Genomic DNA, 13,867 nt, shown 5'->3' with positions numbered 1-13,867 from the left:
ACCCGGCGGCGGGGCGATGGCGCTGCGCCCCGGTTGCACGTGGGTCCAGCCCCACCCCCGGCAGGGAACCGGCCGGGCGCCCGCCACGTCGGGCGCCGACCTCACTCTCGTTGCGTCCGTGACCACGTCGATGGTTGGGGGCAGCACTACCGTGGACCGGAGGGTGGCACCCCTGGCCGCCCGGACCCGGGTGTGCTCACCATCGCCTCGCCCACGCCTCACCGCCGCCATCGCCTGAGCCACGATCACCACGGGTCCCGGGCGCCGCGATCTCCGTGCGGCGAGCCCACGCCCCTACCGGCCTTCCGCGACGACTTTCAGGCCGATTGGCCCGCCGGGCGGAAGTTGATGCGTTCTCCGACGACAGGGAAGCCGGCCTTGGCGAAGTTCGCGGCCATGGGAAGGTTGCCGCGGTCCGTGGCTCCGCTGACGCTCTCCGCGCCCTGCTCGACGAGGAAGTGGGTGCACTCCGCGAGGAGGTCGTAGGCGTAGCCGCGACCGCGCTGTTGCGGAACTACCCCGATGAAGCCGATGGTCGGGCCGGAGGGGTTGTGGGCCGGGATGTGGATGCCGACCAGATCGCCCTCCGGCGTGTGTGCGATCTGCCACCACTCCCGTGGGGAGGGGCACCAGTGGAAGAAGTCGAGTTCCTCCTGGGCCGCCCGGTCGAGGCCCCCCTCCTCGATGGCCCTGAGCGCGTGGGCGTCCAGGGTGGCGGAGTGGATGCTGCGCAACGCGTCGAAGAACACGGTGTCGTCGGGCTCCGTGCCGAAGCGCAGGCGTCCGGGCCGCTCGGGCAGACCTCGCTCCGGGGTCCATCGGTACAGGAAGCGTTCCACCAGGAGTTCGTACCCCGCGGCTCGTGCGGCGGCGAAGCGCGTCTCGGCGCCGGCGCGCAGTTCGGCCTCTTCCCGCCGGCCGCCGGGCAGGTTGATCTCGAGTTCGACCTGCCAGGGAGCGGTGCGCAGGAGTTCGGCCCCGGCCTCCTCCTCGCCCTCGGCCACGTCGAACCAGTTGATGTTGACGGGCTCCGAATCGTCGGGGCCGCCCCACCACGCGCCGCGTGCGACGACTTCGCCGTCGCGCAGGGCGACGCGCTTCCAGTCGGGGCGGAACCGGGTACGCCGATGGGCTTCACGGGCGCCCAGGGGATCGGGGAGTACGTCGAAGAAATGAGCGTCGCTCGCGGAGAGCGCGCGGATGACCAAATCGGTCATGGATTCCTCCGGGACACAGGCTGCTTGGAGCGCTCCCGGTCAGAACTGACGAACCACGCCGGGACAGCGGAGAAGGGAGCGCTGGAACGTTGTGAACTGCACGGCACTCGCCTCCTTCCGTCCGTCTCAGGGCGTGAAGCCACACCGTACGCGCTCCCCCTCGGCTCCGTCCACGGATTTCCGCGCCCCTTGGGGGGGTTCGCGAGACGACGCAGAGCTGAGCCTGGGGGTGGCTGGGTGGCTGGGTGGCTGGTCGGTGTGTGGTGGGCGGGGTGGGCTGGGGTGGTGCAGGTCGGCCTCGGACCGGAGGATTTGCCTCCGACCCGGAGGTGACCGCAGAGCCGGGAAGCGTCCTCGGCGCCGATCCCGAGCCGAATGGCGCCGCCCCGCGCACACCCTGACGGCCTGACGGCCTGACGCCCCTCGGCCCACGCGGGCTCGCCGGGGTTTCGGCTCCCGGAGGCAGTGACCCCTCATCCGCCGAGTGCTTGTTCGGTCCAGATGCATTTGCCGGCGAGGGTGTAGCGAGTACCCCACCGCTGGGCCATGGCGGCGACGAGTTGGAGGCCGCGACCACCCTCGTCCGTCGCGCGGGCGTGTCGGATATGGGGCGTGGTCAGGCTGCCGTCGCTGACCTCGCAGATGAGGGTGCGACTGCGCAGCAGACGCAGCCGGATCGGACCCGTCGCGTGGCGGATGACGTTGCCGACGAGTTCGCTGACGATGAGTTCGGTGGCCATTTCCAGTTCCGCGTCCAAACACCAGAGCCGGAACTGCTCGTGCACATGGCGTCGGGCCTGGCCCGCGGCCGTGGGGTCTTCGGGGAGGACCCAGGCGGCGATGTCGTTCGGCGGCAGGGAACGGGCGCGGGCGATGAGGAGGGCGGTGTCGTCGGTGGTGCGACGGTGTGCCGGCAGCAGGGCTGCGGTGACGGCATTGCACAACGATTCGGGTTCCCCGGCCGGCCCACCGCGGTCGGCGAGAGCGGCGGAGATGGTCTCGGTGAGGTGACGCAGGCCCTCGTCGATGTTGTGCCCCGGCGTCTCCACGAGACCGTCGGTGTACAGAACGAGATGGCTGCCGTCGGGCAGGGGGACCTCGTGGACGCCGAAGGGCGGGGCGGCGATCCCCAGTGGCGGGTCGGGATCGAATGTCAGCAGGGACACGCTGCCGTCGGGGCGGGCGACCACGGGCGGGAGATGGCCGGCGTTGGCATAGGTGAGGACCTGGGTGGTCGGGTCGTAGACGCCGTACAGACAGGTGACGAAGGACTCCTCCCTGAGTTCCCCGACGATGTCGTTGAGCCGGGCGAGGACGTCGTCCGGAGACAGTTCGAGGTCGGAGAGGGTGCGCACGGCGGTGCGCAGGCGGCCCATGGTCGCGGCCTCGGGCATGCCGTGGCCCATGACGTCGCCGATGACCAGCGCCACCCGGTCGGCGGACAGCGGAATGATGTCGTACCAGTCGCCACCGACGTCCGCACCGTGTCCGGCAGGCAGGTAGCGGGCGGCGGCGGTGACCGCGGGAAGCGCGGGCAGGTCACGGGGCAGGAGGGCACGTTGGAGGTCACGGGCGCGAGTCGTGGCCACGTCGTATTGGTGGGCCCGCTCCAACGCGTGGGCGAGCTGGCCGCCGAAGACGGTCAACAGGGTTCGTTCGTCCTCGGTGAGTTGTCGCGGGTGGTCGAAGGAGACGACGACGACACCGATCTCGCGGCCCGAGACGACCAACGGAAGGAGGGCCCACGCCTTCTTCCCGCCGGCAATCGGGAAGTCCGCCGCCTCGGGATAACGCTCGGTGAGGTCGTCGAGTGATTCCACGAAAGTCGGTGCGTGGGTGCGCAGAAGCTCTTCCAGGGCCGCGTCGACCGGCATGCCGTGGAGGCGGTCGAGGTCCGCCGGCGCGTAGCCGACGGAGCCGACGAGGTCCAGCCGGTCGTTTTCCAGGGCGAGGATGACCAGTCCGGTGGCTTGCAGAGGAGGAAGGACGCTCTCGGCCACGGCAGCGGTCACGTCGCGGGTGGTGGCCGCCTCGGCGAGGGCGCGGGTCAGCCGGGCTATGAAGGCGGCGCGCTCGGCGGCGGCGCGCTCGACGGCGGCGCTCTCCGCCTCGCGCAGGCGCCTTTCGGTGACATCCGTGATGTAGAGGGTGAGCCCGTCGGCGATGGGGACCAGTCGCAGGTGGTACCAGCGATCGGTGCCCGGCCACGCCACCTCGAACCCGTCGGGTACCCCCGCGGTGGCGGCTCGGCGGGAGCGCTCCTCCAGCCAGGGCACCTTCCGGACGATGGGAACCTCCCACAGCGACCGTCCCACCAGGTCGCGCGGTCGGCCGAACAGGCGCTCGGCGGCCACGTTGACGAATCCGATCCGCCCGTCGCGGTCCACGGACAGGAAGCCGTCACTCATGTGGGCCAGGGCATGCCCCACCGATTCCAGCGCGGCATGGGTCTCCGTGGTGTACGACATGGTGCCGACCAGACGGGTCGGCTTGCTGCCTCGGCGCGAGACCGCCCGGCCGCGGAAGCGCACCCAGGCGTACGTCCCGTCCGAACGGCGCACTCGGTACTCGCTGTCCGCTCGGCCGCGGGTCCGGAGTGCTTGTTCGACGTCTCCCATCACCCATGGAAGGTCATCGGGATGGACGTAGTCGTCAAAGGTCGCGAGCCGCCCGTCGAATGTCTCTCGGTCGATGCCGATGGCGTCGAGCAACCGCTCGTCGAGGACGACCTCGTTCGCATGGACATCGAATTCGAACTTGAATTCGGTCGAGGTCTCGCCGGGGCCCTGCCCAGGGGCGCGTTCCGGTGATGTCCCCAACAGGGCGCGGGACACGCCGTCCGGCGTGGGCGGGGCCAGACGCAGCCGTTCCGCCGCCCACCGGGCCACCTCCTCGAGAAACGTCTGTTGCTCGGCGGAGGGCACCTCGGCCACCGGGAGCAGCACGGACAGGACGCCGAGCGGTCCGTCCGGTCCGGACAGCGGTACGGCCGCCATGGCGGAGCGTGCCGAGACGTCCGCGGCAGGCGACAGGTGAGGCGGATCCGATGGGTTGCGGACCGGGCGGTTCGCGGTGGACGCGTAGGCGAATTCGCCGGTCCGGAAGGCTCGCGCCGGAGCCACCGAATCGGTGACGCGGATGTCCTCCCAGTTGCGGGTGACGGCTCGAGGCAGTCCACCGCTCGCGACCAAGTGCAGGCCCTGAGAGGCGCTCGCGCTCAGGTGTCCCATGGCGCCGAAGCCACCGAGCGCTGCGGTCACGTGCTGCACCGCGGCGGTCAATACGTCGGTGTCCGTCGCTTGGTCGTCCACGGCCGCAAGCAGGCACAGCCTGTCGGTCCGCGCCTTGTCCGCACTGCTTCCCCGGCTCGTGGGGGCGGCAAGATCCACCGTCGGTCCCGCCTTTCCGTCGGATCCGTCTACGGTTCGATTCCCTACGCTCCTATATGACCTCTACTTATTGTAAAATATCACATTCAGGTTTATATATTGATTTGCCGGAATTTATTTGCACTACCGCCTGCTCGAAACCCCCGCAGGAAAAGGCCCCGGCGGCCGGGGAAACGGGCGGCCCGGCCGGCTCCTCCCCTCTCGCTTCTCGGCCACGGGTGTCGACACGCCGGCCTCCCCCGCGCGCGACTGCGCCGGCAGATCCCGGTTCTCGTTCGATCACGGCGCCGGATCCACGGCATGCAGGACCGCTCGGTCCTCGTCGCCGGTGAGCAGGATCGCCCGGCCGGCGCTGACGCCCCAGGGGATGGCGGCGTGGTCCGGCACCGCGACGACGCCGGACGTCGTCACCGCGACGGTGTGGTGATCGCGCGTGCCGTACACCCGGCCACCGGCGACGGAGCGGGCCACGAAGCCCGGGGTGACCGACGAGCGCCCACCGGCGAGATCGACGACGACGGGTCCCAAAGCCGCGACGGTATCGCCGTCCGGGCGGATCCAGGCGCTCGCCAGGGACCCGGCGGGGGCATCGGCGCCGGCGAGCACCCGGCCGGAGGACGAGTCGTGCACGGCGAGTGTTTCGCTGCCGTCTCCGGGACCGGACCACACGACGGCGACCGTCCCGTGCCCGCCGCCGGCCATACGCAGTATGCGCGCGCCGGCGCGCGGCGGCAGCGGGGTCACCACGCGTGTCCTCCCGTCGAAGCCGAGCAGTTCCCAGGGTCCGACGGTGCGCCCCGCGAGGACGTGCGCCGCGTCGGCGGCCATCGCAACGGTTCCGGGAGACAACCGAACCGGAACGAGGGCGTCGCCGCGCAGCGCGGCGGCCGATCCGTCGGCCCCGGTCACCAGAGGGAGGGCGCCCGCGTAGCTGACGCGGGCGCCGGGCGCGAGGTCGAGGGTGGTGGGCGGGCGCGTGGGTCGCGCAGCGCGCTGTGGGGCCCACACCACGAGTCGGCCCTCGGTCTCGGCGACGAGCACCGGTGCGGCCGGGTCGCCGGTCGCGTGCAGCGCGGTGTTGCCCGCCGGCAGCGGCTCGCCGAGCCGGTCGATCCGCCCGTCGCGGGGATCGAGGAGAGCGACTCGATGGTCCGGTGTGAGGGCGGCCAGCAGTCCCCCGAGTGCCGCCACGCTGGACCGACCGGCTCCCGGCGGCGCGATCGACCGCGACCAGGCGGACGTCTGTCGCCAGCCGGCCGGAGCGGTGACTGCGGCGGACTCGGCACGCGAGGTCGCGCCCGACGGCGACCCTGCGGATTCGCCGTCCGGCCAAAGGAGGACCGCGACGACGGTGATCGCCGTGGCGACTGCGAGAGCGATCGCGGCCGGCACGACGCGGATGCGGGAGCGGGCCGCACGCCGCCGCGCTCGACCGGGTCGCGCGGGCACGGTCGAAGGCGGCTGCTCGACCGGCGACGGGTCGGCTCCGGACGGATTCGCCGGCTCGTGCGGGTCGTGCTCGTCGCCGGCCTGCCCGTGCGGGTCGTTACCTTCGGTGTCGACCCACCACTCACCGAAGTCGCCGTCGTCCTCGTCGGTCGATGCCGCGCCCTCCTCGCTCGACCGGGCTTGCGCCTCGTCGTCGGGGGTGTCCGGGTCGGGGTCGGGATGGGGCTCGGCCAGGAACGTGAGCGTCCCGTCCGGGTCGATGAGCAGGGGATAGCGCGTACCGTCCGGGTCGACGTCGATCGCGCGCACGGGCCGGTCGAGGAGGGACGCCGTGAAGCGGACCTCGTCGATGGCGGCGTGCCGGGCTTCCGCTCCCTCGGGAACGTGGACGGGCGTGCCGTCCACCGTCGCGGTCCCGTCTTCGGGGTACTCGATGACGAACAGGGGCGTGGCCGGAACGGCGGAGGCGTGGGTGGTCAACGGTTCTCCCGAGCTCTCGGACGGTTCGGGTGGGCGCGGACACCGTCGGCGAGGGGCCGCCGGCGCGCGGGCGGCCGGACCGGTGTGTGGCCACGGGCTGAGTGCGGCGCTCGTTGCGCCGGTGCGGAACCGCCCGGCCGACATGGCCGCGCCACGCGGACGGGGGTGTCGGGTGCGGCCCGGTGACGGATATTCCGGTCGAAGGCGTCCGAGACCCGTCCGTGCGTCGACGTCCCCCCTCCGACGGCCCGGGGCGGGATGCGGCCCGACTCGGCGAAAAGGTGATCCTCTCGGCCATGGTCGGCTCCTCGCCGTCGTCGATCGGGCGATTCGGCGCCCGGATTCCGTACCGTCACGTGGGCACGCGCCGGTCGCGATACCGGTTCAACGAGCGACCCACGCCCCGGCAACGGATCAGTCGGCGGATCGCCGCGTCGGTGATCCCGGAAGATCCGACCGGGTCGGTCGGGGAAGCCGACGTGCCCCGAGCCGAAGGACGTCCGCACGCGGCGGGCCCCGAATCCGTGCACCGCCCCACGTGATGCGCGCCCCGCGCCGCGAGGCCGCCACGGCACCGGAGGAGTAACTCCCCGGGCCTGCACGCGTTACCCCCTGCGGGACAAACCCCGCGCTCACGGAGGAACACGTGCATATCACTCGACCGGCCGCCGCAGCGGCTCTCCTGCTCCTGCTCGTGGCCGCCTGCGACACCGCGCCGGCAACCACCCCCACCCGAGCCCTCGATCCCGCCCTGGCCGCGAACAGCGTCCCTCTTCCCGACACCGGTACGCCCGGCATCTCGCCGTCCACGACGAATTCCCTCGGCTCGACCGGCGCCGTGACCCCCGCGACTCCGGCGGGGGCCGCACCTCCCGACCCGCAGGAAGGGGGCCCGCGCGCCGACAGCCGATCGTCCGCTTCCTCCCCGCCCTCGCGTGGATCCGGTGCGTCGGACCGCACCGACCATTCCTCCGCGTCCGGGGCGGCGCCCCGAGGCGGTCAACCCGGCCGCGCCACGCCCAAGGTGGGTGCCGTCGATCCTTGGGCCGCCTGTGACTTCGGCGTTCGGTTCAGCGGCAGGCGAGACGATGCCCCCGAGGCCCGCTTCTGCCGTTCCGCCCACGGTTGACCGCACCGTACGGTGTCCGGGGTCGTGGAATGGTGTCGGACGTTCGGCAGACCTCGGCGGGCGACGGCGATCGCTTTCGGGCGCTCACGCTTCGGACTTGCTCCGAACCCGGTCCGACGCAGCGGGCGAGGTCATCGCATGGGCCCTCGCATACGTGGCAAACGCCCAGGGTCCGGCGGAGCGGCCGAGAGCGCCGGATCGAGTCTGCCCGCAGGTGTGCGCCCCGCCTCCCGCCCCCGGGCGACCGTCTCGCCGGATCGCCCCGACGGCGCGGCCGTGGGCGCCCGGCGACACCGATCGCGCCGCCGCGGTTCGCGTGGCGGGAACCGACCCCGACATCCGTAGGGAACTTCTAGGCTGGGTCGGTGACTTCACCGTTTGCGGTTCCCAGGGAAGAACAGCGGTTCGTCGACGCGGCGCGGGATCTGGCCCCGCGGTTCGCGGCGGCGGCGGACGAGCACGATCACGAGGCCACCCTGCCCGTCGCCAATCTGACCGCGTTGCACGAGGCCGGCCTGGACATGGCCGCGATGCCCCGAGACCGGGGCGGTTCCGGGCTGTCCTACCAGGCGCTCGGAGAGATCCTCGGCATCGTCGGCAAGGCGTGCCCGTCGACGGCGTGCGTGTGGACGATGCATCTGGGCGCGGCGCAGGCGCTGGTCGGCTACGGCCCGCCGGTCTATGCGGAGGAGTTGGCGGCGGGCAAACGGTTCGCGAACGCGCTGTCGGAGCCGACCGGCGGGAACCTGTTCCTGATGCCGCTCCAGCGGGCCGAACCGGTGGACGGCGGCTTCGAGCTGGACGGCGCGAAGCGGTTCGTGTCCGGTTGCGAGATCGCGGACCACTTCCTGGTCAACGCGCTGGTCGACGACGGGCCCGCGTTCTTCGGGGTGAGCCGGGACGACAGCATCGAGATGGTGTCGATCTGGGACTCGATGGGCCTGCGCGGCACCCGCAGCCAGTTGGTGCACTTCCGCAACACCCTGCTGCGTCACGGGAATCGATGCCACATCGTCGACCCGACGGCGCCGAACATCATCGCGCTCGGCCTGCCGTGGCTGTCGATCGGTGTGGCCGAGGCCGCGCTCGACGCGGCGACCGACCACGCCCGCAAACGTGTCGTGCCGAGTACCGGCAATCCGGTCGGCGACATGCAATGGGTCCATTTCGACGCCGCCGACGCGCACGTGAAGCTCCTGGCCGCACGCGTTCTCGCGGAACGGTCCATGTGGCTCGCCGACCGAAACGCGCCCGGCGCCCTCGACGCCGCCGTGGAGGCGAAGCTCTACGCCAACCAAGTGGCCAAGGACATCGCGGAGTTCGGGCTCCGGGTCGGCGGCGGCTCGGGCTTCCTGCGGTCCTCCCCGATCCAGCGGCACTTCCGCGACGCCCAGGCCGGCGCGTTGATGGCCTTCTCGGTCGAGGTCTGCCGGGACATGATCGGCAAACGCCTGACCGGTGGCGAACAGCCCCAGGACGGCGACCGCGGCGTCGAACGACCCGTTGTCGACCTGCACGCAACCTGACCCGCGCGACCGTCGCTACGTCCTTCACCACTGATTCACTCCAACGGGGGAACCCGGGCGATACCCGCGTGCGTGGAGGAGTCCCGACGCGATGGTGGACGAGAAGACGATGTCCGCGTCCGAGCTCCGGCCCGGTTCGGATCCGGGTTCGCTCGCCGCCGGGTACCGGTTCGGCGGGCGGCCCGGGTTCGTCGTCCTCGCCATTCATGGTCACGGTGGGAGTACCGGGACAGTCCGATCCACACCTCGACGAAACACCGGATCGGCATCGACCTGCTCGCCTTGTTCGCCCGCGACTCGCGACCCGATTCCGCGGGCGAGTTGGCCGGCAAGGGCCGGTCCACCTCGATCCACACCCCGTTCGACTTCACCCGTCGGCACGGGCGCGGTCCGCTGCCCGAACACAACGACGCGCCGGCGGGCAATCGCTGGGTTTTCGCGAACAAGCCCGGGCGAGGGCGACGCGGTGGTCCATCCGGCGGCGCTCGATGCGTTTTCGCAGGTGCGCTTCGCCGAGTGCGTGCGGCCCCGACGACCCCTCTCCGCCCGACGGACGGCCGCGGCGGGGAGGGGTCGAGGGCACGCGGAGGCGGATCAGTCCTTGCCGGGCACCGCCAGGATGCACAGCAGCGAACAGGCCACCGCCGAGGACGGCGCGGTGGTGGTGCGAGGGGTGCCGGCGGGCGAGTTCGCGGCGACGAAGCTCGCGGACGCGGTGTTCTTCAGCGGCAGCGCCAGCAGCAGGGAGTCGCAGTAGACCCGACGGCTGCTCCCGGCGGCGAGGGTGAAGGTGCCGGCGGCTTGCCGGCACGCGGGTGTGGTGGCGTCGTTGACGGTGACGGAGGCGGCGTCCACCGGACCCGCGTTGCTGACGGTGATCCGCCAGTGCGCGGTGCCGAGTAGGCCGAGCAGGCCGACGGGACTGGTCTTCGCCCAGGGCCCGGGTCCGCCGGGTGCGCAGTCGTGCGAGTCGGCGGAGCCGCAGATCTCCTTCTCCACGCTGACCTTGGGTTGGCAGCCCGCGCCGGGCGCGACGGCGGTGGTGACCGTGTTGGAGGTGAACGCGCCGGTCGAGTCGGTGCCGGTCGCGGTGTTGCCGATCGAGGTGGTCGCGCAGTCGGCGGTGACGGTGGTGCGGAAGCAGATCTGCGGCGGGTCGCCCCGGTACTCGACGACCAGCGCGGGATGGTTGTCGGAGCCGAAGTCGCCCGCCGTGGTGAGGACGAGTTGGGCGGTGACGGTGATCGCGGGGTGCGCGACGGGGTCGATGCCGGTCAGGTCGACGGTGCCGTCGGCGGCCAGTCCGGGGGTGGCGATCGGGGTGCCGTCGGGGTCGGTGACGGTCGCGCGCGACGCGGCCGGGTCGACGTGCGTGAGGTCGAGGCCGGTCAGCCGGGCCCGGGTGTAGCCCTGGATGTTGCCGCTGCCGCCGTCGCAGTAGAAGTCGGCGGGCTTGATCGTGACGGCGGCACCGCTGTGCACACAGGGGCTGGCGCCGGTGGTCGGGTCGAGGGAGAACAGGTAGCCGGCGTCGCCGAGGCCGATCAGGCAGCGGGAGGTGGCGTCGTAGGTGTAGCCGTAGTCGCGGGTGGCGCCGCCGTTGACGCCGGGGTGGGTGGCGGGCAGCGGGAAGCCGGCGCAGGGTGCGGCGGCCGTCCAGTCGTGGCAGATCGTTCCACCGGCCAGGCCGCCGCCCCAGGCGGGGAAGTAGCTGCGGGTCCCGGCGGGAGTGGTGACGGTCTCGGGGCTGAAGGTCAGGGTGCTGCCGTTGAACGAGGACAGGGTGGCGGGCGCGGTGTGCGCGGAGCCGTCGAGCCCGTAACAGGTGGTCAGGACGTTGGGTCCGCCGGAGGCGCTGGTGCACACGCCGTCGGCGTGCCCGGCGGTGTCGTAGGAGGCGAAGACGTCGTAGGTGTAGTAGGCGCTGTTCGGGCCGGCGGTGTGCGCGGTGGTCCAGCCCGCACAGGTGGCGGAGGTCGCGGTGTCGAAGCAGCCGAGCACGGGCGGACCCGAGACGGTGGAGCCACCGCCCTGCGGCGAGGAGGAGGCGAACACCCGGCTGCCGACCGTGGTCAGGCCGCCGAGGTAGAGGGCGGCGGGAGTGCTGGGCAGATCGTGGTTGGCGGCGACGATCGGCGCGTACGGCTGGCCCGCGCACGGGGTGCGGGTGGCCAGGGTCAGGCACAGCACCTGCCCGGTGTTGGCGACGCCGTACAGGCTGTCGCCGACCCGGACCAGGCCGGCCAGGTTGTTGGCGCTGCTGGGCGAGCCGCCCATGGTGGCCAACGGGACGAAGCCGCAGTTGGCGTGCGCGGCGAGGTCCAGGCAGCCGACGCCGACTTCGGACGCGGTGACCGCAGGGTAGAGCAACTGGTCCGGGTGGAGCGGATCGAGCACGTACTGCGGAGTCAGCGGACTGCCGATGTTGCCGGTGGCGCCGCTGCCGAGCGGGCCGGGCGTGGTGTTCAGCGGGCGCGGCCAGGGGCCGCCGGCGCAGGGCTGACCCAGCGTCAGGTTGACGCACACGGCCTGCGGGGCGGTCGGGGCCGCGTGGTGGTAGATGTTCCAGGACTCGATCTCGCCGCTTGCCGTGCGGTGCAGCACGGGCGTGAATCCGTCGCCGCCGGTGGGTTGCGGGGTCGGCTTCACCGGGCCGAGGGCCAGGGTGGCGAGCGAGGTGCCGCCGGCCAGGGCGAGCAGGTTCTCGGCGCGGACCGCGGTGGTGGCCGCCCCCGGGTCGGTGCCGGTGAAGGTGCTGCCGTCGGTGGACCAACTCGCGGCCCAGCCGGGCGGAACGCGCAGCGAGCCGGGCACGTAGGTCTGAGCACCTCCCGCGCCGGCCAGGTGGTCGGTGACGGAGGCCGGGGCGGGGGTGTCGCCGGTGGTTGCGTTGCGGTAGCGGACGGTCCAGTCGAGGGTGTCCCCGTGCTCGGCGGCCGCGGCCCCCGGGTGGGTGGCGTTCCGAACGCTCTTCACCAGCGTGGACGGGGTGTCGACGGCGCCGGCCGGAGTGGGGGCGCCCACGCCGAACATCAGCAGGACGGTGGTGAGCAGGACGGCCGTGGCGGCGCGCAAGGGGCGGATCGCCACGGACGGGCGGATCGGAGTGGGTTGACGGGTGGAAGCGGGTGGACGCGGGCTCTTGGGCACTGGTTCTCCACTTCGGATCGACGAACGGCCTGACGAGCCGTCAGGCCGGGCCGTGGATCAGGGTAGGGCGGCGAACAGTGCGGACTGGACCCGGTTTTTCCTATTGGTTACATCATGACCAAATACGACTTGTTATCGACCGGCTGTCGAACGCTCCCGACGGCCGGTCGAACGGCCGTACGGGGCGATCGTGGCGATCGTGACACCGGCCCACACGGGTGCGGTAATTGCCCGGCGCGAACGAGTCGACCGCCGGCGGTCGTCCCGGGTCGACGGCTACCGCAACATCCTTGGCATCACGTACCTGACCCTCGTCCCGGTCACCAGAACCTGAACGCCACCGAAATCCGTGGGTGGAACGCGAGTATCGACCGAGCCCCGAGTTGTCGGCGTCGGTGCCGTCGCTGCCTCGATGGTGTCCGCGATCATGCGGAGTCGATGGATGAACCACGCCGCCGGCCGCCGTCCGATCCGTGGCGCGGGGGCGGGGCGGCAGACTTGGCGGATGGACGATGACGCGGAGTGTGCGCGGAAATGGCTTGCGGCCGCCGGGGTCACGGCCGCCGGGGACGGCATGTGGCTGGACGCGGAGACGCCCGGTGCGCCGATGACCGGAAACGAGTTGGCCCACCAGTGGACGAGCGTGGCGATGACGGATCCGGATCTGGACGGGGCGGGTCGACTGCGGCTCGCGTTCGGTTTCCTGGATCTGTTGGACGATTACTGGGTGACCTGCGAAATGGGGTTCGCCCTCCAACACGAGACCGACCCGACCCCCGCCGCCGTGTTCTGGGCCGGATACCGCGCCCGCCTGGAGGCGGAACGGGAGTACGAGGCGGTCACCTATTCCCTGTGGGTGGACTGGTTCGAGGACAGGAGCACGGTGGAACACGCCTTCGCCGAGGTCCTGGGCAACGACCTTCCCCGACTGCACCACCCCTCGGACGAACACGACCGCGACGAGCCGCTGTTGCGCCGCACCCGCCGCGTCCTCGAATGCTCCGGTCCGGTGCCCTGGCCGATCAAACACCCGGCCTACCAAACCGCGACCCGACTCCCGGAGCTGCACCCCGCGCTGTTCAAGGCCCTCCGAGGCAGCTACCTCGACCTCTACGGCAGCCTCGACATCGACGCCGCCCTCACCATCCTGCGCGAACTCCGCCTGCCGCCGGACACCCCCGACCTCGCAACTCTGCGCACCGTCCTGGAAGACGGCCACAGCAACCACTACCGCTCCCCCAAAGCCTGGCCCGCGGCCGCGGCATCCTGACCACCCCCGGTTGTGGCATCCCCGGGGCGCCACGCAAGTCCGCGCCGCGAATCGAAGACGTCGCCCCAAGAACTCCGGGGCCACGGCCGGCAATTGCGTTCCGCCGGCGCCGGCCTCCCGCCCGGCGTCAGGCCGTCCGGCCCCTCTGCCGAGCTGCGCCACAGCACCCACCACCGGCGGCCGCGCCCCGGCGCTGCACGCGACGCTGCAACGTCGCACCGCCCTGGTGCGCTCGTCCTCTCCACGTACCTCGCACG

The 13,867-nt window shown here is 72.0% G+C and carries 6 protein-coding genes and 1 pseudogene; 3 read left to right on the top strand and 4 right to left on the bottom strand.

What is annotated here, in order from left to right; genetic code table 11:
* Nucleotides 1–317: 317 nt before the first annotated feature.
* The 3 genes from ACIBM5_RS16200 to ACIBM5_RS16190 form a co-directional block, all read right to left on the bottom strand.
* Nucleotides 318–1,217: a GNAT family N-acetyltransferase gene (locus tag ACIBM5_RS16200; protein WP_396007432.1), complete on the bottom strand. Its 900-nt coding sequence runs from the start codon at nt 1,215–1,217 to the stop codon at nt 318–320.
* Between the two features lie 473 nt (nt 1,218–1,690).
* Nucleotides 1,691–4,528, bottom strand: a complete 2,838-nt coding sequence (locus ACIBM5_RS16195) for a SpoIIE family protein phosphatase (protein WP_396007431.1) — start codon at nt 4,526–4,528, stop codon at nt 1,691–1,693.
* 357 nt (nt 4,529–4,885) lie between these two features.
* On the bottom strand, nt 4,886–6,535 hold the full coding sequence (locus ACIBM5_RS16190) for a hypothetical protein (RefSeq protein ID WP_396007430.1): 1,650 nt from the start codon (nt 6,533–6,535) through the stop codon (nt 4,886–4,888).
* A gap of 1,494 nt (nt 6,536–8,029) precedes the next feature.
* Here ACIBM5_RS16190 and ACIBM5_RS16185 point away from each other — a divergent pair.
* Nucleotides 8,030–9,190: an acyl-CoA dehydrogenase family protein gene (locus tag ACIBM5_RS16185; RefSeq protein ID WP_396007429.1), complete on the top strand. Its 1,161-nt coding sequence runs from the start codon at nt 8,030–8,032 to the stop codon at nt 9,188–9,190.
* A 219-nt stretch (nt 9,191–9,409) separates the two neighbouring features.
* Nucleotides 9,410–9,640, top strand: a pseudogene (locus ACIBM5_RS16180) (SAM-dependent methyltransferase); the annotation flags it as partial.
* A gap of 144 nt (nt 9,641–9,784) precedes the next feature.
* Here the strand turns inward: ACIBM5_RS16180 and ACIBM5_RS16175 are convergent.
* Nucleotides 9,785–12,280 (bottom strand): hypothetical protein, encoded by a 2,496-nt coding sequence (locus ACIBM5_RS16175; RefSeq protein WP_396007428.1) that lies wholly within the window; start codon nt 12,278–12,280, stop codon nt 9,785–9,787.
* A gap of 565 nt (nt 12,281–12,845) precedes the next feature.
* On the opposite strand from ACIBM5_RS16175, the gene ACIBM5_RS16170 reads away from it, so the two are divergent.
* A complete protein-coding gene (locus ACIBM5_RS16170) occupies nt 12,846–13,610 on the top strand; it encodes a hypothetical protein (RefSeq protein WP_396007427.1) in 765 nt (254 codons plus the stop codon).
* Nucleotides 13,611–13,867: the final 257 nt, after the last annotated feature.

Source organism: Embleya sp. NPDC050493 (assembly GCF_044458105.1).
In the GTDB taxonomy this organism is placed as follows: domain Bacteria; phylum Actinomycetota; class Actinomycetes; order Streptomycetales; family Streptomycetaceae; genus Embleya.
Note: the sequence above shows the minus strand (reverse complement) of the source record. Positions and strands in the feature narration are given on the sequence as shown.

Coding starts and splice junctions, on each gene's coding strand:
- ACIBM5_RS16200 (WP_396007432.1), bottom strand. CDS start 1,217: ATGACCGATTTGGTCATCCGCGCGCTCTCCGCGAGCGACGCTCATTTC.
- ACIBM5_RS16170 (WP_396007427.1), top strand. CDS start 12,846: ATGGACGATGACGCGGAGTGTGCGCGGAAATGGCTTGCGGCCGCCGGG.